General features: G+C 66.6%; 26 protein-coding genes. 9 read left to right on the forward strand and 17 right to left on the reverse strand.

The features are described 5' to 3' along the window. Window position 1: 1 nt before the first annotated feature. The 5 genes from CRO50_RS07745 (at window position 2) to CRO50_RS07765 (ending at window position 5,429) form a co-directional block, all read left to right on the forward strand. Window positions 2-1,309: a thymidine phosphorylase gene (locus CRO50_RS07745; RefSeq protein WP_097145294.1), complete on the forward strand. Its 1,308-nt coding sequence runs from the start codon at window positions 2-4 to the stop codon at window positions 1,307-1,309. Next, entirely contained in the window at window positions 1,306-2,526 is a 1,221-nt protein-coding gene (locus tag CRO50_RS07750; RefSeq protein ID WP_097145295.1) for a phosphopentomutase, read from the forward strand. The genes CRO50_RS07745 and CRO50_RS07750 overlap by 4 nt, the downstream gene beginning before the upstream one ends. After that, window positions 2,523-3,524 (forward strand): adenosine deaminase, encoded by a 1,002-nt coding sequence (locus CRO50_RS07755; RefSeq protein WP_097145296.1) that lies wholly within the window; start codon window positions 2,523-2,525, stop codon window positions 3,522-3,524. Before CRO50_RS07750 ends, CRO50_RS07755 begins: the two co-directional genes overlap by 4 nt. Then, a complete protein-coding gene (gene upp, locus CRO50_RS07760; RefSeq protein WP_097145297.1) occupies window positions 3,521-4,153 on the forward strand; it encodes a uracil phosphoribosyltransferase in 633 nt (210 codons plus the stop codon). Before CRO50_RS07755 ends, upp begins: the two co-directional genes overlap by 4 nt. 64 nt (window positions 4,154-4,217) lie before the next feature. Beyond that, window positions 4,218-5,429, forward strand: coding sequence for an SPOR domain-containing protein (locus CRO50_RS07765; RefSeq protein ID WP_143516874.1), 1,212 nt, complete (start codon window positions 4,218-4,220; stop codon window positions 5,427-5,429). Window positions 5,430-5,461: 32 nt separating this feature from the next. Here CRO50_RS07765 and CRO50_RS07770 read toward each other — a convergent pair whose 3' ends face one another. Continuing rightward, window positions 5,462-6,490, reverse strand: a complete 1,029-nt coding sequence (locus tag CRO50_RS07770; RefSeq protein ID WP_097145299.1) for a hypothetical protein — start codon at window positions 6,488-6,490, stop codon at window positions 5,462-5,464. An 856-nt stretch (window positions 6,491-7,346) separates the two neighbouring features. Between CRO50_RS07770 and CRO50_RS07775 the strand changes: the two genes are divergently transcribed. After that, window positions 7,347-8,090 (forward strand): Hint domain-containing protein, encoded by a 744-nt coding sequence (locus tag CRO50_RS07775; protein ID WP_097145300.1) that lies wholly within the window; start codon window positions 7,347-7,349, stop codon window positions 8,088-8,090. Between the two features lie 215 nt (window positions 8,091-8,305). Here CRO50_RS07775 and CRO50_RS07780 read toward each other — a convergent pair whose 3' ends face one another. The 10 genes from CRO50_RS07780 to CRO50_RS07825 all read right to left on the reverse strand — a co-directional run bounded on the left by CRO50_RS07780 (window position 8,306) and on the right by CRO50_RS07825 (window position 18,621). Next, window positions 8,306-9,292 (reverse strand): nickel/cobalt transporter, encoded by a 987-nt coding sequence (locus tag CRO50_RS07780; protein WP_097145301.1) that lies wholly within the window; start codon window positions 9,290-9,292, stop codon window positions 8,306-8,308. After that, on the reverse strand, window positions 9,289-9,933 hold the full coding sequence (locus CRO50_RS07785; RefSeq protein WP_157791721.1) for a DUF1007 family protein: 645 nt from the start codon (window positions 9,931-9,933) through the stop codon (window positions 9,289-9,291). The genes CRO50_RS07780 and CRO50_RS07785 overlap by 4 nt, the downstream gene beginning before the upstream one ends. Before the next feature lie 256 nt (window positions 9,934-10,189). Then, window positions 10,190-12,379, reverse strand: coding sequence for a 3-hydroxyacyl-CoA dehydrogenase NAD-binding domain-containing protein (locus tag CRO50_RS07790; protein WP_097145303.1), 2,190 nt, complete (start codon window positions 12,377-12,379; stop codon window positions 10,190-10,192). Further along, window positions 12,376-12,852: a cupin domain-containing protein gene (locus tag CRO50_RS07795; protein WP_097145304.1), complete on the reverse strand. Its 477-nt coding sequence runs from the start codon at window positions 12,850-12,852 to the stop codon at window positions 12,376-12,378. Before CRO50_RS07795 ends, CRO50_RS07790 begins: the two co-directional genes overlap by 4 nt. Then, on the reverse strand, window positions 12,852-14,063 hold the full coding sequence (locus CRO50_RS07800) for an acetyl-CoA C-acetyltransferase (RefSeq protein ID WP_097145305.1): 1,212 nt from the start codon (window positions 14,061-14,063) through the stop codon (window positions 12,852-12,854). Before CRO50_RS07800 ends, CRO50_RS07795 begins: the two co-directional genes overlap by 1 nt. A 152-nt stretch (window positions 14,064-14,215) precedes the next feature. Continuing rightward, entirely contained in the window at window positions 14,216-14,854 is a 639-nt protein-coding gene (locus tag CRO50_RS07805) for a glutathione S-transferase family protein (RefSeq protein ID WP_097145306.1), read from the reverse strand. 347 nt (window positions 14,855-15,201) lie between these two features. Then, entirely contained in the window at window positions 15,202-15,414 is a 213-nt protein-coding gene (locus CRO50_RS07810; RefSeq protein WP_097145307.1) for a hypothetical protein, read from the reverse strand. Window positions 15,415-15,596: 182 nt separating this feature from the next. Continuing rightward, complete coding sequence (locus tag CRO50_RS07815; protein ID WP_097145308.1) at window positions 15,597-17,375, reverse strand: acyl-CoA dehydrogenase C-terminal domain-containing protein; 1,779 nt, start codon at window positions 17,373-17,375, stop codon at window positions 15,597-15,599. Window positions 17,376-17,420: 45 nt separating this feature from the next. Beyond that, window positions 17,421-17,825, reverse strand: coding sequence for a MerR family transcriptional regulator (locus CRO50_RS07820; RefSeq protein WP_097145309.1), 405 nt, complete (start codon window positions 17,823-17,825; stop codon window positions 17,421-17,423). A gap of 391 nt (window positions 17,826-18,216) precedes the next feature. After that, a complete protein-coding gene (locus CRO50_RS07825; protein ID WP_097145310.1) occupies window positions 18,217-18,621 on the reverse strand; it encodes a MerR family transcriptional regulator in 405 nt (134 codons plus the stop codon). A gap of 162 nt (window positions 18,622-18,783) precedes the next feature. On the opposite strand from CRO50_RS07825, the gene CRO50_RS07830 reads away from it, so the two are divergent. Genes CRO50_RS07830 through CRO50_RS07840 form a run of 3 tightly spaced genes read left to right on the forward strand, consistent with a single transcriptional unit; the run spans window position 18,784 to window position 21,082 of the window. Beyond that, on the forward strand, window positions 18,784-19,221 hold the full coding sequence (locus CRO50_RS07830) for a PaaI family thioesterase (RefSeq protein ID WP_097145311.1): 438 nt from the start codon (window positions 18,784-18,786) through the stop codon (window positions 19,219-19,221). Further along, window positions 19,218-19,742 carry a PaaI family thioesterase gene (locus tag CRO50_RS07835; RefSeq protein WP_097145312.1) on the forward strand — a complete coding sequence of 175 codons (525 nt, stop codon included), beginning with the start codon at window positions 19,218-19,220 and terminating at the stop codon, window positions 19,740-19,742. The genes CRO50_RS07830 and CRO50_RS07835 overlap by 4 nt, the downstream gene beginning before the upstream one ends. Then, window positions 19,739-21,082 carry an MATE family efflux transporter gene (locus CRO50_RS07840; protein ID WP_097145313.1) on the forward strand — a complete coding sequence of 448 codons (1,344 nt, stop codon included), beginning with the start codon at window positions 19,739-19,741 and terminating at the stop codon, window positions 21,080-21,082. Before CRO50_RS07835 ends, CRO50_RS07840 begins: the two co-directional genes overlap by 4 nt. 232 nt (window positions 21,083-21,314) lie before the next feature. Here CRO50_RS07840 and arsC read toward each other — a convergent pair whose 3' ends face one another. From arsC to CRO50_RS07870, 6 genes are read right to left on the reverse strand one after another with little or no spacing between them, the layout of a single operon-like run. Next, complete coding sequence (arsC, locus tag CRO50_RS07845; RefSeq protein ID WP_097145314.1) at window positions 21,315-21,656, reverse strand: arsenate reductase (glutaredoxin); 342 nt, start codon at window positions 21,654-21,656, stop codon at window positions 21,315-21,317. Next, on the reverse strand, window positions 21,653-22,732 hold the full coding sequence (locus CRO50_RS07850) for a quinone-dependent dihydroorotate dehydrogenase (protein ID WP_097145315.1): 1,080 nt from the start codon (window positions 22,730-22,732) through the stop codon (window positions 21,653-21,655). Before CRO50_RS07850 ends, arsC begins: the two co-directional genes overlap by 4 nt. Beyond that, window positions 22,729-23,067, reverse strand: coding sequence for a DUF952 domain-containing protein (locus CRO50_RS07855; RefSeq protein WP_097145316.1), 339 nt, complete (start codon window positions 23,065-23,067; stop codon window positions 22,729-22,731). The genes CRO50_RS07850 and CRO50_RS07855 overlap by 4 nt, the downstream gene beginning before the upstream one ends. A 51-nt stretch (window positions 23,068-23,118) precedes the next feature. Continuing rightward, complete coding sequence (locus CRO50_RS07860; protein ID WP_232617732.1) at window positions 23,119-23,964, reverse strand: alpha/beta fold hydrolase; 846 nt, start codon at window positions 23,962-23,964, stop codon at window positions 23,119-23,121. Further along, complete coding sequence (locus CRO50_RS07865) at window positions 23,964-25,025, reverse strand: branched-chain amino acid ABC transporter permease (protein WP_097145317.1); 1,062 nt, start codon at window positions 25,023-25,025, stop codon at window positions 23,964-23,966. Before CRO50_RS07865 ends, CRO50_RS07860 begins: the two co-directional genes overlap by 1 nt. Before the next feature lies 1 nt (window position 25,026). Beyond that, window positions 25,027-26,019, reverse strand: coding sequence for a branched-chain amino acid ABC transporter permease (locus CRO50_RS07870; RefSeq protein WP_097145318.1), 993 nt, complete (start codon window positions 26,017-26,019; stop codon window positions 25,027-25,029). Window positions 26,020-26,026 lie beyond the last annotated feature (7 nt).

A 26,026-nucleotide genomic window follows, 5' to 3' on the forward strand; every position in this document is an offset into this window, starting at 1 on the left:
CATGGACGCGCGACGGATCATCGCCGCTCTGCGCGATGGAGAGACCCCCTCGGCAGAGGATATCTCGTGGTTTGCCAAGGGATTGGCCGAGGGCTACGTCTCCGACGCCCAGGCCGGGGCCTTTGCCATGGCGGTGCTGTTGAATGGGCTGGGCGAGGCAGGGCGGGTGGCGCTTACCCGTGCCATGCGCGACTCGGGTCGGGTGCTCAGCTGGGATCTGCCGGGGCCTGCCATCGACAAGCACTCCACCGGCGGGGTCGGCGATTGCGTCAGCCTGGTGCTGGCGCCGATGCTGGCGGCCTGCGGTGGCTATGTGCCGATGATCTCGGGGCGCGGGCTGGGTCACACCGGCGGTACGCTGGACAAGATGGAAGCAATTCCGGGACTTAGCACCGAGGTCTCGGAAACGGCGTTCCGCGCTGTCACCGCCGAGGCGGGCTGCGCCATCGTCGCCGCCTCGCATGACATCGCGCCTGCCGACCGACGGCTCTACGCGATCCGCGACGTGACGGCGACGGTGGAAAGCCTCGACCTGATAACCGCCTCGATCCTGTCCAAGAAGCTGGCCGCCGGGCTGGATGCGCTGGTGCTGGACGTGAAGTGCGGCTCTGGCGCTTTCATGAAGACGGCGGATGACGCGCGGGCCCTGGCGCGGGCGCTGGTCTCGACCGCCAATGCGGCGGGCTGCGCGACCGAGGCTTTGCTGACCGACATGTCGCAACCCTTGGCCCCGGCCCTTGGCAACGCGCTGGAAGTGGCTGAATCCATGAAGGTTCTGACCGGCCAGACCCGCGGGCGACTGGCCGAATTGTCCATCGCCCTGGGCGCGGGCCTGCTGGTGCAGGCGGGCCTTGCGGGCTCTGCCGAAGAGGGCGCGCGAAAGCTTGACGAGGCGCTGAGCTCCGGCGCCGCGGCCGAACGTTTCGGCCGCATGGTCGCGCGCATGGGCGGGCCCGTGCAATTCGTCGACGACTGGCAGCGCTTCCTGCCCGAGGCCAACGTCATCCTCGAGGTGACCGCGCCTGAGGCTGGCGTTGTCACCGCCATGGCGGGCGAGGCCCTGGGCCTGGCGGTGGTCGAGCTGGGCGGAGGGCGCCAGGTCGAAGGTGACAGGATCGACCCTTCCGTGGGCCTTTCGGACATGGTGCGGACGGGTCAGAAAGTCGAGAAGGGTCAAGTGCTTGCCCGCGTTCATGCGGCAAGGCTCGAGACGGCTGAGGCCGCCGTGGATCAGGTCCGGGCCGCGATCTCGCTGGGTGGGACCGCGCCTGAGGCGCTACCCCTCGTATTGGAAAGGATCACCGGATGAGCCGCGCATTTCTTGTCGTCATGGATTCGGTCGGCATCGGCGGTGCGCCCGACGCGGATCGCTTCTTCAATGGCTCCACCCCCGATAGCGGCGCCAATACCCTGGCCCATATCGCCGAGGCCTGCGCCGCGGGCCGTGCCGACGAGGGGCGCTCCGGGCCGCTCCATCTGCCCAATCTGGCCGCCCTTGGCCTGGGCGAGGCGGTGACGCTGGCCTCGGGCGCCGCGGCCCCCGGCCTCGCAGCCCCGGTCACCGGGCTTTATGCCGCAGCCTCGGAGGTCTCTCCCGGCAAGGACACCCCCTCTGGCCATTGGGAGCTGGCGGGCGTACCGGTGCCCTGGGACTGGCACTATTTCCCCGATACGACTCCGTCCTTCCCGGACGAGCTGGTCCAGGAGGTCTGCAAGCTGGCCGGGGTCGATGGCATCCTCGGCAATTGCCATGCCTCGGGCACCAGGATCATCGCCGATCTGGGCGAAGAGCACATGCGGACCGGAAAACCCATCTGCTACACCTCTGCCGACTCGGTGTTCCAGATCGCGGCGCATGAGGAAAGCTTTGGAAATCAGCGCCTCCAGGAGCTTTGCAAAGCGCTTGCCCCGGTTTTGCACAAGATGAAGGTGGGGCGCGTGATCTCTCGTCCCTTCGTCGGAGAGCCCGGCAATTTCACCCGCACCGCCAATCGCCGCGACTATGCCGTGGCCCTGCCCAGCCCCGGTCTGTGCGACTGGGTGCAGGCCGCAGGCGGCAAGGTGCACGGCGTTGGCAAGATCGGCGACATCTTCTCGATGCAGGGGATCGACGACGTGGTGAAGGGGCCGGATTCGGACCTGATGGACCAGCTCGACCGTCTGGTGGAGGAGGCCGAAGAGGGGTCTCTGACCTTTGCCAATTTCGTGGAATTCGATAGCCTCTATGGACATCGCCGCGATATTGCCGGATATGCCCGCGCGCTGGAATGGTTCGACGCACGGATCGGCCAGGTGATCGCGGGGCTTCGTCCCGGAGACATGCTGCTGATCACCGCCGACCATGGCAACGACCCCAGCTGGACCGGCTCGGATCACACGCGCGAACGCGTGCCCGTGTTGATCGCCGGACTGTCTGACCGGGGCGCGGGGGGAAACCTCGGCCTCTGCCAATTCACCGATGTGGCGGCCACCGTGGCCGCCCATCTCGACGTTCCGGCTCTGGGGCCGGGCAGGAGCCTGATATGACCGAAGCCGCCGATTTCGCCGCCTTCCCCAAGCTGGAGTTGCACCTTCACCACGAAGGTGCCGCCCCGCCCGAGTTCATCCGCCGCCTGGCGGGTGAAAAGAAGGTCGACCTGGGGGGGATCTTCGACGAGCAGGGCCATTACGCCTACGAGGACTTCTGGCATTTCCTCAAGGTCTACGAGGCCGCCACGGAGGTGCTGAAGACCCCCGAGGATTACGCCCGTCTGACCACGGCGGTGCTGGAGGAAAGCGCCGCCTCGGGTGTCATCTATACCGAGACCTTCCTCAGCCCCGATTTCTGCGGTGGCCGCGACCTGGGGGCCTGGAAGGAATACCTGCACGCCATCCGCGAAGCCGCCGACCGCGCCGAGCGCGACCTGGGCATCACCATGCGCGGGATCATCACCTGCATCCGCCATTTCGGCCCGGACAAGGCCAGGGAAACCGCGCGCTGCGCCGCCGAGACCGCCGGCGACTGGATCACCGGTTTCGGCATTGCAGGAGATGAAAAGGCAGGCAAGCCCAAGGACTTCGCCTGGTCCTTCGACATGTGCCGCGAGGCCGGGCTTCAGCTTACCGCCCATGCGGGCGAATGGGGCGGGCCGCAGTCGATCAAGGATGCGCTGGATGATCTGAAGGTCTCTCGCATCGGTCACGGCGTCCGCGCCATCGAGGATCTCGAGCTGGTCGACCGGCTGGCCGAGGAAGGCATCATCCTTGAGGTCTGCCCCGGCTCCAACGTGGCGCTCGGCATCTACCCCAATACCCGCTGCCATCCGATCGAGATGCTGCGCGAGCGCGGTGTGAAGGTGACCGTTTCCACCGATGACCCGCCTTTCTTCCATTCCACCATGGCGAAAGAATACGAAGCGCTGCACAATGCCTTCGGCTGGGACGAAGAGGTCTTCGGCCAGATCACGCAGACCGCCCTCGAGGCCGCCTTCTGCGATGCCGCCACGAAAGAAAAACTCGCCAAACGCCTGGAGACCCGCGCATGACCGAGCATCTGACCGTCGTCACCCACCCTCTGGTCCAGCACAAGCTGACCCTGATGCGCGAGGAAGAGACCTCGACCGCGAAGTTCCGGCAGCTGCTGCGCGAGATCTCGCAGTTGCTGGCCTACGAGGTGACCCGCAACCTCGAGATGACCACCAAGACCATCAAGACCCCGCTGCAGGAGATGGACGCGCCGCTGCTGGACGGCAAGAAGCTGGCCCTGATCTCGATCCTGCGGGCAGGCAACGGACTGCTGGACGGTATCCTCGAGCTGGTGCCGGCGGCCCGCGTGGGCTTCGTCGGTCTCTACCGCGATGAAGAGACGCTGCAGCCGGTGCAGTACTACTTCAAGGTGCCCGAGAACCTCGACGATCGCCTGGTGATCGCCGTCGATCCGATGCTGGCCACGGGAAATTCCTCGGTTGCCGCCATCGACCTGCTGAAGCAGGCCGGCGCGACGAATATCCGCTTCCTTTGCCTGCTGGCCGCCCCCGAGGGCGTGGCGCGGATGAAGGAGGCACACCCCGATGTGCCGATCGTCACCGCCTCTCTCGATAGCCATCTGAATGAGCTGGGCTATATCGTGCCGGGTCTAGGGGATGCGGGCGACCGCATGTTCGGCACAAAATAAGCCATGGCCGCTTTACTCAGCCTGTCATCTGCGTCAGGATCAGCGGTATATGCTGGGGGGCATGATGACGTTGAGTAGAAAGTCTTTTCCGGTCGCCTGTCTGGTGCTTGGCCTGGGTCTTCTGCCCTGGCTGAGCCCGCATGTCGCCGAGGCGCAATCCCTGCGCCGGGACGACGGTCCGGCCGAGATCCCACCTGCCTCCTATGCCGGCGCGCAATATGTCGACAGCAAGGGCTGCGTCTATATCCGCGCCGGTATCGACGGGGTGGTCACCTGGGTGCCGCGCGTGTCGCGGGATCGCAAGGTGGTCTGCGGTTTCCAACCCACCCGAATTGCCGGGAATGCGGCCCCCGCGGCCCCTTCGACCGGCGGCGCGGTGACGATCACTGCCGCCAAGCCCGAGAATGCGGCCCCCGTGGCCGAGGCCCCGGTTGCTGTTGCCAAGGCCCCGGCAACCGCCGCGACGGCGGCAAAGCCTGCGGCGGCACCCGCTCCCGCACCGCGCAAGGCGGCCATCCGGCCCGCCGCCGTGGCCGTGGTCGAACCCGCGCCCGTGCAGGTCATCGCCCCGGCACCGGTTCGGCCCCTCGCCGTGCCGCCGGCCCGGCCCACGGGGGGCACCGCCTGCCCCAACCTCTCGCCGGTGGCGCAGAAATATGTCCGCCCCGGCCCCTATGAGATCAGCTGTGGCCCCAGCCCCTATGCGCCGCCCTCGGTCGAGACCCGCAGCTATGCGGCGGGCAAGGGCCTGGCCGTTCCGGCCCGGATCGTGAAGCCGGGCGAGGTTGCGCCGGGTACCCGCGTCGTGCCGCGTCATGTCTTCGAGCAGAGCTACCATGCGACCACCGGGGTCTCTGTCCCAGAGGGCTACGCCCCGGCCTTCGACGACGGCCGCCTGAACCCCTATCGCGGGGTGCAGACCTTCGAGGGCAAGGCGCAGATGGATCGGGTCTGGACCCAGGAGGTGCCGCGCCAGCTTGCGCCGGTGACGGCCCAGCCCGTGGCCGCGGGCAGCTATGCCGCGCCCGTCCAGGCTACGCCGGTCTACGCGACGACTGCCTCGCATCGCTACGTGCAGGTCGGCAGCTTCCGCCAGCCGGGCAACGCCCAGGCGACCGCCGCGCGTATGCGCGCGTCCGGGCTGCCGGTGCAGATCACTGCCAGTGGCGCTTACCAGGTGGTGTTGCTTGGTCCGTTCAGCAGTTCGTCGGACCTGGCGCATGGGCTTTCCGCCGCGCGCCGCGCAGGCTTCGACGACGCCTTCCCCCGGAACTGATCAGCCAGAGACTTCGGCCCGTGCCCTGATCCTCAGCCGCCGCAGATCGCTTGCAGGCGCAGCCAGTCGGCATCGCGCATGACCGGCTCCGGCGCGCCGGAGGGGTAGGGGTCGCCCTCGATTAGCGGCAGGACCGTCTCTCCGGTGATGTCACGGGCGAAGGCATAGGGACGGGACTGGATGCCCGCCGCCTGGAAGCCCTCCAGCAGGGCAGCGGGGCCGATATCCACCGGCTCTGCGCTGAGCAGGCTGCGGGCGTGGTCGCTCAGCGTCTCGGGGGCGAGGCTGCCGGTCGTGAGCAGGCGCAGCACCGCGCCGATGCCGGCCTCGTCCAGAAGCCTGTCCATCGGGTCGCGGGCATGGGCGCGCTGCATCTCGGCCACCACGAAGCCCGCCGGGATCTCGGGGTCCTCGTAGCCTTCGACCACGGCGCGGCCCAGGATCAGGATATTGCCCGGCAGGTGCAGGCTTTCCCGCAGCCCGGAGCGGACCACGTGCAGCTCAGGCGCCCGCCGCCCCTCAGGCGTGACACGGGCCGACAGCAGCGACAGCGCCCGCGTGCCGCCGGGCGTCACACAGGGTGCGCCGGTCAGCCCCTGGACCTCGGCAAAGAGCCGGGCGCCGATCTCGTCGCGCTTGACCTGCGGCAGAACCGAGAGCGCATGACCCTTCAGCGCGCCCGGCAGCCAGAAGAGGCCGAGTGCCAAGATGCCGGCTGCGAAGCCGCCGATGATGCTCATCCGCAGGCGCCCGCGATGCGGCCTGCGCCGCGCCACGGCGCTGCGCAGCTGCTCGAGCGCGTCGATCATCTGGGCCTCGTCGGCGGCGAGTTCAAGCGTCTCCTCGGGGTCGCCATCGGGATGGTAGAGCGCGGGCAGGGCGCCGGGATTGGCGCGGGTCAGCGCGGCGATGGACCAATGGGTCAGGGGCTGGTCCTTCAGGTCTGCGATGGTGATCGTGGCCTCTCCGATCGAGATGATCACGTCACGCCGCTGCGCCTGCGGCCCCTCACGCCACAGCGCCGCCGCTTCCAGCCGCTGATACTTCTCCAATGCCGTCATGGGCCTGCTTTCCGGACTGCTCTTGCGGGCCTGCAACTCGGGCGGGTGCCCGGCCTCTTGCTTGGCGGCGAGAGTAGCACGGCCCGGTCGGCAGGAGCAATTGGCTCCGCTTCGCCTGGGCGGCAAAACAGGGGTCTGATCCGGCTCTGGATCCCATTCCGAGATCGATCAAAACAGATCAGAAAGGTGATTTAAGTTGATCGTATTGCAAGTTAATCGAGTACTTCAATTGCAGTTAATCAACTCATGGAGGTGGACCTCCAGCCGCTGGACAACCGCGAAGCCTCGGGCCCGTGAGGTAAATTATCAACCTTGGATTGTGCTTGCGAGGCCGCTCCCGAACGCCACAGGTCATTGGCAAATGGTCGTAGGTTTGGGGCTCGATAGCGCGATCCGGGTAGGGCCAGCGAAGACGTGCCCCGCCAGGATGGCCCATGGGTGCGCGAATCACCCGTCTCGATAAATCCAGCAATTTCATTGCGCTGCGGGGGGCCATATCGACCTCCTGACCTGTTTTGGGTCACTTCCGGCGCAACTTGACGCCATTTCGCATCGATTTTGGCTTCCCTCGTGTCAAGAACGAACTTGTGTACAGCGATGCAGGTCCGAAATGGGCCTGAAAGTATGTGATGCAGTCATCTTTAGCTTGGGCTATCGGCTTGATTTGAGCGCAACTTGCGCTGGATCAAGCCATTGGGTCGACAATTTCCGGTGGATGGAAAATTTGTGTCTGGAAATGAGACAATGCCACCTTTCCGCCTGATTTCGTCCCAAGACACGTCTCAGTTGTGGGGCGCAATACAAGCCATAAGCGAGCTACAGAAGTAGCCGTCAAAAAAATTCGGGAAACGACAGAATGTTCGAGATGAAGACACGGCGCGACGCGCGTCGGAGAGAGGAGGCCGAAAGTGGGTACGGCGACCTCGGCTCCGATGGTCGGACGGGGGCGGATTCCGCCCTTTCCGGCATCGTCGCAGGGACCCGGGTCGCCACCGCCCTTGGCTGGCGGAACGTCGAGGAACTCTCGGAAGGCGATGCCATCCTGACATTTGACAACGGGCTCAAGAGCCTCCGCGGAATCCGGCGCAAGGCGCTCTGGGATGGCGATGGGGCCTGCCCCACGCGCTTCCAGCCGCTTCATGTGCCGCGCGGGGCGATCGGGAACCGTGAAGAGATGCTGCTTCTGCCGCGACAAGGCGTGCTGGTGGAAAGCGATGTCGCCGAGGAGGAGCTCGGCGATCCCTTCGTGCTGATCCGTGCCGAGGCGCTGGATGGGGTCTGCGGCATTTCCCGCCGCCGCCCGATCTTTGCCCCCGAGGTCTTCGTGCTCGAGTTCGACGAGGACCAGGTGATCTTTGCCAGCTCCGGCGCGCTCTGCGTCTGCCCGGCGGCCGGTGACATGATCAGCCGCATCTTCATGCGCAACCAGGAGCCGACCTGCGATTACACGATCCTTTCTCATGACACCTCCCGCGACCTGATCGAGAAGATCACCTGGGAGCTGGAAGAGAAATGGGCCTTTGCCCTGGCCCGTCGCGGCCAGCAGGGCTCGCAGCGTTCCGAGGCGCGTGCCGACGAGATGCGCACCCGCCGCACCTGAGACGGAGGCCCCGCGAGGGCTTTCCACCGGGATTGGCCCCGCCGTGACGAACGGCACCGGGTCGGAGGAGGTCCCCTTTTGAAATCAGCGCATCTTCCGGATGCGCCACGGCATGGCGGCCCCTCGGGGCCGTCCCGATCCTCGCCCCGACTGTCGATCGGGTCCTGTTTGCCCGGATGTGTCCCCATCCGGTCCGTTTCCCCTGCAGGGCCTGGTCAGATCATGTGCAGAAAGAGGCCAGTGGCAGCGGAGGCGATGAGCGCGCCGGCGAGGATTTCGACCAGAGAAAGCAGCGGAGAGGGCCCAATGTCCCAACTGCCCGTCTCCGAGGCCTGATCGAATATGCCGGCGCGCAGAAACACCGTGGCCAGTGCGACCCCGATGGTCACGCTGGCCACCCCCACCCCCATGGCGAAGGTGCCCGCGATCCCCGCCGCCAGGATGTCCATCCGCCAGGTCAGGATCAGCAGGAAGAGCGCCCCGGTGCAGGGTCGAATGGCGATGGCTCCGATCAGCAGCACCGCGTCGCGCCACGAGCTGACCCGTGCCGCCTCTTCGGCGCTCGGCCCATGGCGGTGGCCGCAGGAACATGTCCCGTCGTGGTCATGATGATGCCGGTGATCTTCCGGCTCCTTCGCGGCGCGCAGCCTTTGCCACAGGTGGCGCAGCCCGCGCAGCGCCAGCCAGGCGCCGACCATGCCGATAGCGGCGTAGGAGGCAGGCGCCAGCCAGTCCTCGGCCAGCCCCACCATGCGCTCCCGGCTCCAGTCCAGGACCGCGATCCCGGCGGTCACCAGCAACACCGCGCTGGCCGATTGCGCCAGGCTCGAGGCCAGCGCCAGGCCCGAGAGCCGCAGCGCGGTGACCTTCTGCGACACCCCGTAGCCGCCGATCAGCAGCTTGCCGTGTCCGGGTCCCGCCGCATGGAAAAGCCCGTAGGCAAAGCAGAGCCCCATGAGCGCCGCCAGGGCACCGGGTTCACCGGCGCGCAGCGCGCGCAGGGTGCCGGCCATGGCGTTCTGGGCCTCGCGCTGCCCGCCCGAGGCCCAGGCGGTCAGCTGCGCCATGCCGCCCAGGAGCCAGAGGTAGGCGGCGATGCCCAGCAGGGCCACCAGCCCGGCGGCTGGCAGGGCGACGCGGGCCAGGCCAAGAAGACGGGACGGAGCCAGCAGGCGGGGCCGGGCAGGGGCGGTCTGGTTCATGACTTGGTCTCGCAGGTGATCTGGACGGTCTCGGCGAAGGTCTCGCCGACCTGGGGATAGCCTTCCGCATCGGGCGGCAGCTCTGCCAGCTCGGCGGCCAGGTCCTTGTAGCTCTCGTCGATCTCGGGCGGGATGATGCGGGCCGAACAGGCCGGGTTGCCGCTGACGGTGACCCCGCCGCCCAGGTCATAGGCGGTATAGAAGCCCGGATCATAGGCCTTCACCACCAGCCCCGAGGCCGGGCGCGGGCGCTCCAGCGGCCGCAGGTGGCGGCTGGCATAGGTCTGGTCGTCGAAGCTGACCCCAAGCCCCTCAGGCGGTCCCAGCGTCACCGGCCGCCCCTCGGCGGTCGAGACATAGAGATCCCCCTCGAACCCCTCCATCCAGTTCAGGTCGTAGCCATCCAGCTCTGCCAGCTCTGCCTCGGTCAGGATGCCGTCGTAATCGGGATCAAGCTGCAACTCGTCAAGCAGCAGCATGGAATACATCTCGTCGTAATCCCAGGTCACGACCACCCCGGTCAGACGCCCGGTGTCATCGACCTGCAGCTCCAGCGCGGTGGTGATGAAGATATGCGGATGCGCCAGCGCCCCCCCGGCAGGGAGGCAGCAGGCAGCGGCAAGGGCGAGAGATCTGATCATGGCCCGGAGCATAGCCAGAGCGCTCCGCCGCCGGAAGTCCCGCTCTCGTGATCGGCGCCCGGCTGCCATGCTGGCGGCCACGGGAAACCCCTGTCTGCCACTCCGGGCGCCCATGTGCATCACCAGGCTGGAAATACTCCGGGGGTGAATTGAGCCCGCAAGGGCACAAGAGGGGGCAGCGCCCCCTCCCTGACCCCCAAACGACACCGCCCGGAGAAGTCCTCCGGGCGGTACCGATCTCGCATCAGAAGGCCTCTCAGGCAGCCTTGGCCGCAGGCCCGAAGCGCTTGTAGAAGGTCTGACCCTTCTCGGCCATCTCGCGCAGCAGGGCGGGGCAGGCGAAGCGCTCGCCGTAGGTCGCCGAGAGATGGTCGCAACGGTCGGCGGCATAGGCCGCGCCCAGCATGTCCAGCCAGCTGAAGGGGCCGCCCGACCAGGGCGCGAAGCCCCAGCCCAGGATGGCGCCCACATCGCCTTCGCGGATGTCCTCCAGCACGCCTTCCTCCAGCGCGCGCACCGCTTCCAGCACCTGGGCGAACATCAGGCGATGCTGCACCTCGACCAGCTCGGGCTGCTCGGCGGCATGAGGATACTTCGCCTCCAGCCCCGGCCACATGCCGGTGCGCTTGCCCTTCTCGTCGTAGTCGTAGAAGCCCGCGTTGGCCTTGCGGCCCTTGCGGCCTTCCTCGAAGAGCCAGAACATCAGCTCGTCCGTGCCCTTGGCATCCGCCGGATAGGCGTCGCCCATGGCCTGCTTGGTGGCCGTGGCGATCTTCACCGCCAGGTCGATCGAGGTCTCGTCGATCAGCTGCAGCGGACCCACGGGCATGCCCAGCAGACGCGCGGCATTGTCGACCAGCACCGGGTTCACCCCCTCGCTGACCATCCGCGCGCCCTCGTTCAGGTAGGGGATGATGCAGCGGTTGGCGTAGAAGAAGCGCGCGTCGTTGACGACGATGGGCGTCTTGCGGATCTGGCGCACGTAGTCCAGCGCCTTGGCCACGGCACGATCGCCGGTTTCCTTGCCCTTGATGATCTCCACCAGCAGCATCTTCTCGACCGGGCTGAAGAAGTGGATGCCGATGAACTGCTCGGGGCGCACGCTGGCCTTGGCCAGGCCGGTGATCGGCAGGGTCGAGGTGTTCGAGGCAAAGATCGCATCCTCGGGGATGACGGCCTCGACGGCCTTGGTGATCTCGGCCTTGACGCCGGGGTCCTCGAATACCGCCTCGATGATCAGGTCCACATCCGACAGCGCCGCGTAATCGGTGGTCGGCGTGATCAGCGACAGCATCTTCTCTTTCTTCTCGGCCGTCACCTTGCCGCGCTTGATGCCCTTGTCGAGGTAGCTCTCGCTATAGGCCTTGCCGCGCTCCGCGGCCTCCTGGCTCTGGTCGATCAGCACCACCTCGATGCCCGCCTGGGCCGAGACCAGCGCGATGCCCGCGCCCATCATGCCCGCGCCCAGGACGCCCAGCTTCTTCACGGTCTGATCCGGTGCCTCGGGCCTGTTCGCGCCCTTCTCCAGCGCTTCCTTGTTGAGGAAGAGCGAGCGGATCATGTTGCCCGACGAGGGGTTCATGATGACGCTCGTGAACCAGCGCGCCTCGATCTTCAGCGCGGTGTCGAAGGGCACCATCAGCCCCTCGTAGACCGCGCTCAGCATCGCCTTCGGCGCGGGGTAGGCGCCCCAGGTATTGGCCATGATCATCGCATTGGCGCCGACCATGGTCTGGAAACCCGCCGGGTGATAGGGCGCGCCGCCGGGCACTTTGTAGCCCTTGGCATCCCAGGGCTTCAGGATGTCTGCATCCTTGGCGTTCAGCACCCATTCCTTCGCGGCGGCCATGGGATCCTCGGCAACCTCGTCGATGATCCCGGCCTTCACCGCGCCCTTCGGGTCGCTCAGCTTGGCCTGCAGCAGGAAGGGCGAGGCGCCCATGACGCCCAGTTTGCGCACCAGGCGCGTGGTGCCGCCCGAGCCGGGGAAGATCCCGACCTGGATTTCCGGCAGGCCGATCTTGGCCTTGGGATTGTCGGCGGCGAAGATGCGATGGGTCGAGAGCGGCAGCTCCAGCCCGATGCCGAGCGCGGTGCCCGGCAGGACCGAGGCAATCGGCTTGCCGCCCTTGTTGGTCTTGGCATCCATGCCGGCGCGCTCGATCTTGCGCAGCAGGTGGTGCAGGGACATCACGCCCTCGAAGACACCCTCGGCGCCCTGTTCCTTGAAGCCGGCCAGCACGTTCAGGTCCATGCCCGCGGCGAAGGTCTCCTTGCCGGAGGTGATCACGATGCCCTTCACGGCCTCGTCGGCCAGCGCATCGGTGATCGCGGCGTCCAGCTCGGCGGCGCCATCCATCGACAGCACGTTCATGCTCTTGCCGGGCACGTCCCAGGTGATCACGGCGACGCCATCGGCGCCTTTTTCCATTGCGAATTCAGTCATGTCTCGCTCCCATTCTCGGGGCCCTCGTAGGGCGAGCCGTCGCGGCGGATCAGCCGCCGCTGGCCGTTTTCTCTGACAAGCACCTTGTCGATCTCGGAATAATAGGCGCGGTCGTTCTGCGACCTCGTGCCGACCAGCAGGTAGCTGGCGGGCGCATCGGTATGGTTGAAGACCACGTGCCCGTTGGGCACCCCGGCGGGCCAGCAGGCCGCATCGCCGGGTCCGATGACATGTTCGCCGTCATTCTCGATGACCGTGACAGAGCCTTGCAGCATGTAGAGGAATTCATCCTCGTCGCTGTGCCAATGGCGGTCGGAGCTCCGCGTGCCGGGCTGGATCGTCTCCACGAAGGCACCGAACTGCGTCAGCCCGCCGGTGTCCGAGTAGAGCAGGGCATCATACTGCCCGAACCTCTCCCGGATCTCGGGGGTGGCGCTGTCGGTCCTGACCTCGGCACGGCGGACAACGACCATCAGACCAGCTCGATCACCGTGGCGGCGCCCATGCCGGAGGCAACGCAGAGCGTGGCCAGGCCGGTGGACTTGCCCTGGCGCTCCATCTCGTCCAGCAGGGTGCCGATGATGATCGCGCCCGAGGCGCCAAGCGGGTGACCCATGGCGATGGCGCCGCCGTTCACGTTCAGCTTCGAGTGATCCACGTCGAAGGCCTGCATGAAGCGCAGCACGACCGAGGAAAACGCCTCGTTCACCTCGAAGAGGTCGATATCGCCGATCTCCATGCCCGCGGCCTTCAGCACGCGTTCGGTGGCCGGCACGGGGCCGGTCAGCATGATCGTCGGATCGGTGCCGATCTTGGCGGTGGCGCGGATGCGGGCACGGGGCTTCAGCCCGTATTTCTCGCCGAATTCCTTGGAACCGATCAGCACGGCCGCAGAGCCATCCACGATGCCCGAGGAATTGCCCGCGTGGTGCACGTGGTTGATCGCCTCCAGGTGCGGGTACTTCAGCTTGGCGACACTGTCGAAGCCGGGCATCACCTCGCCCAGGTCCTTGAAGGCGGGCTTCAGGCCGCCGAGCGTCTGCATGTCGGTGCCGGGGCGCATGTATTCGTCATGGGCCAGGATCGGCAGGCCGTTCACGTCGCGGATCGTCACGACGGACTTGTCGAAGCGGCGATCTTCCCAGGCCGCGGCGGCGCGGTTCTGGCTTTCCACGGCGAAGCTGTCGACGTCATCGCGCGAGAAACCGTATTCGGTGGCAATGATGTCGGCGCTGATGCCCTGGGGGACGAAGTAGTGGTCCATCGCGACGGTCGGATCGACGGCGACGGCGGCACCGTCGCTGCCCATGGCCACGCGGGACATGCATTCGACACCACCGGCGATATAGGCCTCACCGGCGCCGCCCTTGACCTGGTTTGCCGCGAGGTTCACCGCTTCCATTCCGCTCGCGCAGAAACGGTTGATCGACAGGCCGGGGATACGCTCGTCCAGGTCCGAGGCCAGCACGGTGGTCCGGGCCAGGCAGCCGCCCTGTTCAAAGGCCTGGGTGGCATTGCCCCAGATCACGTCTTCCACGGCATGGCCGTCGAGGCCCGAGCGCTCGCGGATCGCGTTCAGCATCTGCGCGCCGAGCGCGACCGAGGTCACCTCGTGCAGGCTGCCGTCCTTGCGACCCTTGCCGCGCGGGCTGCGCAGGGCATCGTAGATATAGGCTTCGGTCATGAGATCCTCCGCTCCTTCCTTGCATTGCGGGAGGCTCCTCCGCCTCCCGTTCGCATCCAATCTCTGCCCTTCCGCCTGTCATTTCCATCACGACGTTACGTAGATTTGAGTTACGTTCCGCCGGGTCTACGTCAACCTTTCCGCAGTGCGGATCAGAGGCCGCGATCGGAAGGGTGGCCCGGCATCAGGTCGTAGGGATGCTTCCAGCCCGGCAGCGCCTCGATGTTGGAGAGCCAGCGGTCGATATTTGGCCAGTCCGCGCGGGTGAAGGTGAAGGGCTCGGGGTAGAAGAGGTAGCCGCAGCAGGAGAAATCGGCGTTCGTCGGCCCGTCACCCACCAGCCAGTCGCGGCCCTCCAGCGCGGTGTCCAGCGTTTTGAAGGCGGCCTTCACGCGGCCGCCGAGGAAGCCGATGACCTCTGCGGGGCGCTTCTCCTCGGGCAGGAAGTTCATCAGGAACCGCAGGGTGCCGCATTGCGAGGACATCTTGTGATTGTCCCAGAAGCACCAGCGCATGACCTCGCGCGCCTCCTCGGGGGTCGCTCCGCCGAACTTGCCGGTCTTCTCGGTGATGTACATCTGGATGACGCCCGACTGCGAAAGCGTCAGATCGCCGTCGACCAGCACCGGGGCCTCGGCCATGACGTTCATCGCGGCATATTCCGGGGTGCGCGCGGCACCGTTGAAGAAGTCGACCTTCACCGGCTCCCAGTCGAGGCCCGATAGCTCCAGCGGCAGGGCCGCCTTGTAGGCGTTGCCGCTTTCACCGAAGCAATGCAGTTGAATGGTCATATGTCGGGCTCCCTTGCCGTTGTTGCGCGGCGGGGGTTTCACACCCCCGCACCCCCGTGGAGTATTTCCAGCCTGGTGATGGGTGCAGGTTACGCACTTTTAACCACGTCCTGTCAAAGTCTCCGGGCGTTACAGGCTGGAGAGCCGATGGACGCGCCAAGGTGATGCCCCGGTCCGATATATCCGGTAGCCAATCCGGTGAGGCGGGCCGGGGTTGATCCTCGCCTCTGAAGAAACCCACGCCGCCCTGCCGGGGCCGCGGCAGCCATCATCACCAGGCTGAAAATACTCCCGCCGGAGGCATCGGTCGGCAGCAACAGGCGCGGGGGCCCATATTGGGGTCAGCCCTAGCGCTTGCGTGCTTCCAGCTCTGAATTGAAGACCCGCAGACGGTGGGTCAGGTTTTCCTCGTGGGTCACCGAGTCGAAATTCTCGAAGAGGAAGGACAGGGCCTCGCCCTCGGTCAGGCCGGCCTCATTGGCGAAGCGGCGCAGGCGGCGGTAGCCGTCCTCGGTCATGGCCGCCGGGAAACGGCGGGTCAGGCGGAAGCGTTTGGGCATGGGATCTCCCTGCGGTCACGGGGTGATCCTGCGGGGCGGGGAAGGTGGAGGCAAGCCCCCGTGACTGAAATGCGCCCCCTGAAACGAAATGGACGCGCGGCACCAAGTGCGCGCGCGTCCGCCCGTGAGTGGGGACCTTCGTCCCCCTGCTGGGAAAGGCGCGGGTTGGCTCCCGCGCGCGTTCAGAAGTCTTCGGCGTCCAGCGCCATGACCGTTTCGGCACCCGAGGTGATGCGCTGCAGGTGCATCGCGCAGGCGGGCATGCGGCGCGCCATGTAGTAGCGCCCGGTGGTCAGCTTGGTCTGGTAGAAGGCGGTGTCGCCCTCGCCGCTGGCGATCTTCGCCTTGGCCACCAGCGCCATCTTGGTCCAGACGAAGCCCAGGCAGACATGGCCGAACATGTGCATGAAGTCATAGGACCCGGCCAGGGCGTTGTTCGGCGTCTTCATCGAGGACATGAAGTACATCGCCGCTTCCTGCAGCTGCTTCGAGGCGGTCTTCAGGGGCTCCACGAACTCCTTTGCGATCTCCTCGTCCTGGGCCGCGGCTTCCTTGCAGAAGTCCTTGATCATCTGGAACAGCGCCATGGCGGGCTTGCCGCCATCGGCCGCCAGCTTGCGGCCCACCAGGTCCAGCGCCTGAACGCCATTGGCGCCTTCGTAGATCTGGGTGATGCGGGCGTCGCGGGTGAACTGCGACATGCCCCATTCCTCGATGTAGCCATGGCCGCCGTAGACCTGCTGCGCCTGTACGGTGGCCTGGTAGCCCTCGTCGGTCAGGAAGCCCTTCAGCACAGGGGTCAGCAGCGAGATCAGGCCCTCGGCCTCGCCATCCTCGGACTTGCGGGCCTTGTCGATCAGCAGACCACCCCAGAGACCGAAGGCACGGGCACCCTCGATGAAGGCCTTCTGGTCCATCAGCATGCGGCGCACGTCGGGATGCACGATGATCGGATCGGCGGGGCCATCGGGGTTCTTGACGCCGGTCACGTCACGGCCCTGCAGGCGATCCTTTGCGTAGATGACGGCGTTCTGGTAGGCGGCCACGGCCTGCGAAAGGCCCTGCATGCCGACACCCAGACGGGCCTCGTTCATCATGGTGAACATGGCGCGCATGCCCTTGTGGGCCTCGCCCAGCAGGTAGCCGGTGGCACCATCGTAGTTCATCACGCAGGTGGCATTGCCGTGAATGCCCATCTTCTCTTCGACCTTGCCGACGGAGACTGCGTTGCGCTCGCCGAGCGCGCCCTCGTCATCGACCATGATCTTGGGCACGATGAAGAGCGAGACACCCTTGATGCCCTCGGGGCCGCCGGTGATCTTGGCCAGCACCAGGTGCACCACGTTCTCGGACATGTCGTGATCACCGGCCGAGATGAAGATCTTCTGACCGGAAATCTTGTAGGAGCCATCCTCCTGCGGTTCCGCCTTGGTGCGCATCAGGCCCAGGTCGGTGCCGCAATGGGGCTCGGTCAGGTTCATGGTGCCGGTCCACTCGCAGGTGACCATCTTCGGCAGCCACTTCTGCTTCTGGGCGTCCGAGCCATGGGCATGGATCGCCGAATAGGCGCCATGGGTCAGGCCCGGATACATCATGAAAGCCTGGTTGGCGGCCGAGAACATCTCTCCGGTGGCCACCGACAGGATATAGGGCATACCCTGGCCGCCATACTCAGGATCGCAGTCGAGGCCGGTCCAGCCGCCCTCGCGCAGTTGATCGAATGCCTCCCTGAACCCTTCGGGCGTGCGGACCACGCCGTTCTCGAAGGTGACGCCCTGCTGGTCGCCCACGGTGTTCAGCGGCGCAATGACCTCGGACGAGATCTTGGCCGCTTCCCCGAGGATCGCCGCGGTGAAATCGCGGTCCAGCTCGTCATAGCCCGGAATGGACTCGTCGGCGATGTTCAGCACGTCGTGCAGCACGAATTGCAGGTCGTCGACGGGACCCTGGTATGTGGGCATGTTCTCTCTCCCTTCCTTGCCGATGCTCCGGCAAGACCGGGCATCTTACTCGGCGGCGTCCCGCGCCTTCATGGACGCGATGACATTTGCCACCCATTCCATCTGCTCTTTCAACTCGTCGATGGCGACGTCGAGCTCCGCACGCTGGGCTTCCATGGTCTCCAGACGGTCCTGGGCAATTTCCAGGGTACGGGTCAGCTGCGTCTGCTGCTGGTCACCCATGTCATAGAGATCGAGAAGTTGCCGGATCTCTTCCAGGCTGAACCCGAAGCGCTTGCCGCGCAGGATCAGTTTCAGCCGGGCACGATCACGGCGCGTGAAGAGCCGTTTCTGGCCTTCGCGGATCGGAAAGAGCAGCTCCTTTGCTTCGTAGAACCGCAGGGTGCGCGGGGTCACCTGGAAGGCGTCGCACATCGCGCGGATCGTCATCAGGTCTTCAGTGTCCGTCATTTCTACCACTCAATATTTTTATCGATTGGTCGGAAATGCCGATCACGTCCCATCGATACAACGCCGATCTAAATTGACGTAAGTCATACGTCACGTCACATGCCGGTTTACGTAAGATAAGGCGAAATGTGCGGGAGAGAGCGCAATTTCCTTACCCTGCAAACCGGTGTCTTTTCGGCGCTGTCCCGTGAGAGCTGCACGACCTACGATTGCGGCCCGACCTCCGCGAATCGCAGGTACGGGGGTAGTGGCAGCTAACCCATGACCTGCATGATGCTGTCCCTGACGCTTGAATCGGGCGTAAATGTGGCGTCTGCGGCGGAAACCCGGAACAATCGCGGTAAATTGAGCGGATTGATCGCCAAATGTGAAGAACGCCCCGGCGCCGGTCCTACTGCGGGTCAAGTTCCGCTTTGGTTGTATCCCGCAGGTGGCGCAGCTCTTCCATGGCCTCGTCGATCTGGGCCCGCTGCTCTTCCAGCTGGCCCATCTGGCGATCCGCCATTTCGATCCAGGTCTTCATCTGCGCTTCCGAGCCCTGCTGCTCGCGCATCTCCAGCCACTGGCGGATTTCCTCAAGGCTGAAGCCGAAGCGGCGGCCGCGCATGATCAGGGTCATGCGGGCGATCTCGCGCGGGGTGTAAAACCGCGACCGGCCCTGGCGCTCGGGTTCCAGCAGCTCGATGTACTCGTAGTAGCGCAGGGTCCGCGGGGTCACGTCGAACTTCTCGCACATCTCCTTGAAAGAGAGACGAGGCTCGGTGTCGGCGGTCTGGGCAACAGGCTGGTCTTGCATGGGGGCCACTGGACTGGTTGATGACTTCAGGAAAGGTAAGGCGAGAGTCGCCCAAGGGCAACAGGTCGCTGCTTGTGCCCGGCGCGGATCGGAGGTTTCATGCCCTGAACCGTCTCGCGGCCGCGAAGCGCCAGCGTGCCTGCAGGGGCAGAAAGGACCATTATGAGCGATGACAAGCAGTTGCGCATCGCGCAGCAATTCATCTCCAGCCTGCCGCATGCGCAGGCCCTGGGAATCAAGGTGGTCGAGATCGTTCCCGGCCGCTCGGTCTTCGCCATGCCCTACGACGAGAAGCTGATCGGCGACCCGGCCACCGGCGTGCTGGCGGGGGGCGCGGTCTCGGCGCTGCTCGACACCACCTGCGGCGCGGCGGTGATGAGCCATCCCGAAAGCGCCGGGATGACCGCGACCCTGGATCTGCGCATCGACTACATGCGCCCCGCCACCCCCGGTCAGGCGATCCGCGCCGAGGCCGAATGCTACCATGTCACACGCTCGGTGGCCTTCGTCCGCGCCGTGGCGCTGGATGACGACCGCGAGCAGCCGGTGGCCACTGCCTCGGGCGCCTTCACCTTCACCAAGCAGGAGGCCAAGGCATGAAGCCCCGCAAGAGCTCTGCGCCGGAACCGGTCCAGGTGATCAAGCAACGGCGCGATGCGGCGCTGACGGCCCTGGTCTCGGCCTCGCCCTACGTGCGCTTCCTCGGGGTGCGCTTCGACCGGCGCGGCGACGAGCTGACGGCGATCCTGCCCTATGACGACATGCTGATCGGCAATCCGGGGCTGCCGGCGCTGCACGGGGGCGCCACCGCCGCCTTTCTCGAGGTGACGGCGATGATGGGGCTCGCCTGGTCCCACTACTGGCCCGACCTCGAAGCGGGCCGCCTTGATCCCCAGGAGATGGCGGCGGGCAAGCTGCCGCGCCTGCCCAAGACCATCGGGATGACCGTCGATTACCTGCGCTCGGGCCTGCCGCGCGATGCCTATGCACGGGCCGAGATCACCCGCTCCGGACGGCGCTATGCCTCGGTGCGGGCCGAGGCCTGGCAGGACAATGTCTCGCGGCCCATTGCCCATGTGACCGCGCATTTCCGCATGCCTTCCGGAGACGACAGATCGTGACAGCCACAGCGACGCTGGCGGGCCCCCGTGGTCCGCTGACCCACCGGCGGGTGGTCAACCTTGCCCTGCCCATCGTGCTGTCCAATGCCACGGTGCCGATCCTCGGCGCGGTGGATACCGGGGTGGTGGGCCAGCTGGGCCTGGCCGCGCCCATCGGGGCCGTCGGCATCGGTGCCGTGGTGCTGTCGGCGCTCTACTGGGTCTTCGGCTTCCTGCGCATGGGCACCACCGGGCTGACCGCCAATGCCGCGGGCGAGGGTAACGAGGCCGAGGTCGCGGCCCTGCTGACCCGCGCGATGATCATCGGGCTGGGGGCCGGGGTGGCGATCATCTGTCTGCAATACCCGCTCTTCTGGGCCGCTTTCCGGCTGTCTCCGGCCTCGGAAGAGGTCGAGGGGCTGGCCCGCAGCTACATGCAGATCCGCATCTTCTCGGCGCCCGCGGCCATCGGGATCTATGGGCTGACGGGCTGGCTCATCGCGCAGGAGAGGACGCGCGGGGTGCTGGTGCTGCAGGTGGGCATGAACCTGGTCAATATCGGGCTCGACCTGCTCTTCGTGCTGGGGCTCGACTGGGGCGTCGAGGGCGTCGCCCTGGCGACCTTCATCGCCGAATGGAGCGGGCTGGCGCTTGGCTTCTGGCTGTGCCGCGCCGCCTTCCGGGTGCCGGCCTGGCGCGACTGGGCGCGGGTCTTCGACCGGGTACGGCTGATGCGCATGGCGCTGGTCAACCGGGATATCCTGCTGCGCTCGCTGATGCTGCAGGCGGTGTTCATCCTTTTCATGTTCAAGGGCGCCGCCTTCGGAGACGTCCAGCTGGCCGCCAACCAGGTGCTGATCCAGTTCATGGAGATCACCGCCTTCGCCCTGGACGGCTTCGCCTTCGCCGCCGAGGCGCTGGTCGGACAGGCCATGGGGCGGCGCGACCGGCCGGGCCTGCGCCGGGCGGTGGTGCTGTCGTCGATCTGGGGCGGGGCGATCAGCCTGGCCATGGCGCTGGCCTTCGCGCTGGCGGGCGGGCTGCTGATCGACCTGCTCACGACCTCGGAAACCGTGCGCGAGGCGGCGCGGGTCTACCTGCCCTGGATGGTGGCGACGCCGATCTTCGGCATCACCGCCTGGATGCTCGACGGGGTCTTCATCGGCGCCACGCGGGCCCGCGACATGCGCAACATGATGGCGGTGAGCCTCGTGATCTACCTCGCCGCGCTCTGGGTGCTGGTGCCGCTCATCGGCAATCACGGGCTTTGGGCCGCGATGCTGATCAGCTTCGTGGCGCGCGGCGTGACGCTGGCGCTGCGCTATCCGGCGCTGGAGGCAGAGGCCGCGCGGGCCGTGTGAAGGGGGGAGGGGGCGCTGCCCCCTCTTGAGCCCTCGCGGGCTCAATTCACCCCTGGAGTACTTTCAGCCTGGTGATGCGCATTGGGGGTGACAGAGGGGCTCCCTACGTCTTGGTCATGGGCGTGCCACGCTCCTGGCTGGAAAGGAGAGAGCCCTTCCGGGTCCTGTCCCGTCTCATCACCAGGCCTGAAATACTCCCGCCGGAGGCCCCGCCCCGCAGGGGCGGGTTCCGTCAGAGGACGTCGAGCACGCGCTCGGGCGGTCGGGCGATGACGGCGCGGTCGCAGTTGATGGCAACGGCGCGTTCGATGAGCTTCGGGTGGGCGGCCATTGCGACAAAGAGCGCGTCTTCGCTGCTGTCGCGGGTCAGGCCCAGCTCCTTGAAGAGCGCTTCCTTGACCCGCATCATCTCGATCACCGGGATGTCGAGTTTGCTCTGCAGGGCGCGCAGTTCGGTTTCCGAGGGGGCGTCGTCCAGGTAGCGGCGGACCTCGAACTCGGCGCCCGCCTCTTCCAGCAGCGCCAGGGCCTGGCGGGACTTCGAGCAGCGGGGGTTGTGCCAGAGAGTGATCACAGCCAGTCCTCCCGGCCCGTTCCCACGGCCTCGGCGACCGATGCGAAACCGTCCCGCGCCAGCAGGCGATCCAGCCCTTCGGCGATGCGGGGGATCAGCGAGAAGCCTTCGTAGACCAGCGCCGAATAGAGCTGCACCGCAGACGCGCCGGCGCGGATCTTGGCATAGGCCTGTTCGGCCGAGCCGACGCCGCCGACGCCGATCAGCGGGACCTCACCGCCGGTCAATTGCGACAGCCGCGCCAGCACGCGGGTCGAGCGCTCGAAGAGCGGTGCGCCGGAGAGGCCGCCGGTTTCGCCCTGGTGCGCCGAGGCCAGCCCGTCGCGCGCAAGCGTGGTATTGGTGGCTATCACCCCGTCGAGCTTCAGGGCAAGCGCCACATCGGCGATATCCTTCAGCCCCCCGGCATCGAGATCCGGGGCGATCTTGAGGAACACCGGCACGCGGCGCGCAAGACCGTCGCGGGTCTCGAGCACCTGTTCCAGCAGCGCGGTCAGCGCCGCCTTGCCCTGCAGGTCGCGCAGCTTTTCGGTATTGGGCGAAGAGACATTGACCGTGGCGAAATCCAGGTACTGACCGCAGCGGCCAAGCACGGCGGCGAAGTCACCGGCCTTTTCCACGGTGTCCTTGTTGGCGCCAAGGTTGAGGCCGATCACCGCGTCCGAGGGGCGGCGGGAGAGGCGCTCGGCCACGGCTTCCATACCCTCGTTGTTGAAGCCGAAGCGGTTGATCACCGCGCGGTCCTCGGTCAGGCGGAAGAGACGGGGCTTGGGGTTGCCTGGCTGGGGGCGGGGCGTTGCCGCGCCGACCTCCAGGAAGCCGAAGCCCGCGCGCGAGAGCGGCGAAAGCAGCGTTGCGTTCTTGTCGAACCCGGCCGCCAGACCCAGCGGGTTGGCCAGGCGCAGCCCGGCGACCTCGCAGCGCAGCCGGTCCGAGGTGACCAGGCCCGCCAGCGGCACCATGCCAGAGCGCAGCGCCAGGGCGGAGAGCCCGTGGGCGCGCTCGGGGTCGAACTGGTGCAGGGCCGAAAGTCCCATGCGCTCTATCGCGCGGTCGAAGGCGCCCGGCAGGTTCATGCCATGTCCTCGGGGAAGCGATGCGCACCCTCGACGAGGGGCAGGGGCCAATGGGCCGTGACCTCGGAGAGCCGGAGCTTGCGGAAGAGATGCGGGAACAGCGCGCCGCCACGCGAGACCTCCCATTTCAGCGCCTCACCGAGCGCTTCGGTCTCGACCGCGGCGAGGATCAGCCCCTCGGCACCGGCGAAATGCTTGGCGGCGGTCTCGGCGGCCTGCTCGGCGGTCGAGAAATGGATGAAGCCATCGGCCAGGTCGATGGGCGCGCCCGAGGTCTCCCCCTGCGCCACCAGATCCTGCCATTCGTCGGAGCGGAAAATCTTGTAGATCAGCATGGGCCTCTCCTGCACCGGAAAGGCCCTGCCGGTCAATTGAAGACGCGGGTTTCAGGCGCCAAGATCGGCCAGCACCTGCCGCATCAGCGCGATGTCCTCGGGGCGGGACAGGTTGGGGGCATGGCCGCAGCCTTCGATCTCTGTCACCTGCGGGCGGGGGCCGGTGACGGTCATCTTCTGGGCGATCTCCGCGGTCAGCAGGTCCGAGGTGGCGCCACGGATGACATGAACGGGCAGCGAGATACGCTCCCAGCGGTCCCAGGTGGTCAGCTCTTCCGCCGAGGCGGTGAACTGGATGGTGATGCGCGGATCGTAGTGCAGGGTGAACATGCCGTTGCCGCGCCGCCGGACAGAGCTGCGCGCCATGCGCCGCCAGAAGCGGTCACCCGCCGGGCCGAAGGGCAGGTAGGCGCTGCGGAACCAAACCTCTGCCTCGGTCACCGAGCGGAACTCGGGCGAGGTGCCGGCATAGGAGAGGATGCGGTCGATGGCCTCTTGCGGGATCTCTGGGCCGATGTCGTTGATCACCAGCGCCGAGAGGCGCGCGGCCAGCGGCCCCGAGGCCATGCGCATCCCGATCAGCCCGCCCATCGAGGTGCCCAGCCAGGCGGTCTTCTCGATCCCGTAGCGGTCCAGCATGTCGGTGGCGATGCCGGCGTAATACTCTACCGAGTACTCGGCGGCGGGGTTGATCGACCAGCTCGACAACCCGCGCCCGATGGTGTCGGGGCAGAGCACGAAGTAGCGATCCGACAGCGCCTCGGCCAGTTCGTCGAAATCGCGGCCGGTGCGGGCGAGGCCATGCCACATGACCAGCGGCGGCGCGGCGGGGTCGCCCCATTCGGCCACATGCAGCTCATGATCCAGGACCGGGATGAAGTTGAAACGGGGGGACATCAGCGCGCTCCCTTGGCCGAAAGGGTGCCGACGATCCCCTTGGGGAAGAAGTAGACCAGAAGGATGAAGACGATGCCGAGCCAGAGCAGCCAGCGGTCGGGCGACAGGATCTCGGGCAGCAGCGGCAGGCCGGAAAGCGCCTCGGCGGCCGCACCCATCAGGTCGCGCAGGTAGTATTGTGCCAGCACCAGCAGGGTGGCGCCGATCACCGCGCCCCACATGGTGCCCATGCCTCCGATGACGACCATCAGCAGGATGTCGATCATGATGTCGAAGGAGAGCGCCGTCTCGGGGCCGGTGTACTTCAGCCAGACCGCGTAGACCGACCCCGCCAGCGAGGCGACCACGGCGGCGATGCAGAAGACGAAGGTGCGATAGGCCACGACGCGGTAGCCGATGGCCTCGGCGCGGGCCTCGTTCTCGCGGATCGCCTTCAGCACCGTGCCGATGGGAGAGCCGACGAGGCGCAGCATCACCACGAAGAGCATCAGGGACGACAGGAAGACGAAGTAATAGGCCGCCAGCTTGCCGTTCAGCCGCACCCCCCAGAGCTGCGCCACCTTGCCCTCGGCGTTCAGCCAGAGCTTGGTGGCGGGCTTGAAGAGGTCGGGGGCCTTGTAGGTGATGCCGTCCTCGCCACCGGTCAGGCCGGAAAGCTGGCTGGCCAGCACCAGTGCGACCGAGGCGGTGGCCAGCGTGATCATGGCGAAGAAGATCGCCTTCACCCGCAGCGAGAGCAGGCCGATGGCGACCGCGATGACCAGGGACAGCGCGACCCCGGCGAGGGCGCCGAGACCCACGGGCAGCCAGCCCGGCCCCATCTGGTCCAGCGCGATGGCACTGCCGTAGCTGCCGAAGCCGAAGAACATCACATGGGCGAAGCTGACGATGCCGGTGTAGCCGATCAGCAGGTCATAGCTGGCCACCAGTACGATGAAGACGCAGATCCGCGCCGCCACCTGGATCGAGCGCACGTCCTGGAACAGGAACGGCCAGAACAGCAGGGCGGCGGCGATGGCCAGCACGGCCAGCTTGATGATCAGGGAAGGTTTCTGGGTCATGTCATTTCACCGCCGGCTTCAGCCCATTGGGCCGCCACAGAAGGATCGCCATCATCAGCAGCATGTTGGATGCCAGCGACAGCTTGGGGGCCAGGAAGCCCACGTAGTTGCTCATCAGCCCGACCAGGATCGCGCCCAGAAGGGTGCCCTGGACCGAACCCAGCCCGCCGATGATCACCACGATGAAGACGACGATCATCATGTCGGCACCGAGGTGCGGGGTGATCAGGGTCTCGTAGCCCGCCCACATGGCGCCCCCCAGGGCGGCCAGGGCAGAGCCCACCATGAATACGCCGATGAACAGCCGGTCGATGCGGAAGCCCAAGGCCTCGACCATCTCGCGGTTCTCGACACCGGCGCGGATCAGCAGCCCCAGCCGGGTGCGGTTGAGCACGAAATAGAGCGCGGCATAGGCCAGCAGGCCAAGGGCGAAGGCGAAGGCGCGGTAGATCTCGATGGTGATGTCACCGATGACGAAGGCGCCTTCCAGGAAGGCGGGCCGTCCGACGCTGAAGGGCGTGCCGCCCCAGATCGCCAGGATCAGCTCTTCGACGACGATCAGCGCGCCCATGGTGATCAGGATCTGGCGCAGGTGGTCGGCGTAGACGGGCTTGATGATGACGGTCTCGAAGAACCAGCCTGCAACAAGGCCAAAGAGCATCGCCGCGCCGAAGGCCACCAGCAGGGCGGCGGCGTTCAGCAGCACGCTTTCGGCCCCCAGCCAGCCGCCCATGGCCGCCAGCACGCTGGCCGAGATGAAGGCACCGAGGCTGATGAAGGCCGAATGGCCGAAGTTCAGCACGTCCATCAGGCCGAAGACGAGGCTCAGGCCAGAGGCCATGAGGAAGATCATCATGCCCATGGCCAGGCCGGCCACGGTCAGCGTCGCCCAGCTCGAGGGCGCGCCGATCAGCACGAAGGCCAGCACGGCGACCGCCAGGGGCAGCAGGTAGACGCCGCCCAGCCGGTCGATGGTTTCGTTCAGTCGTTCCATTCTCTTC

It is taken from the genome of Pseudooceanicola antarcticus, assembly GCF_900215355.1.
GTDB classification, from domain to species: domain Bacteria; phylum Pseudomonadota; class Alphaproteobacteria; order Rhodobacterales; family Rhodobacteraceae; genus Pseudooceanicola; species Pseudooceanicola antarcticus.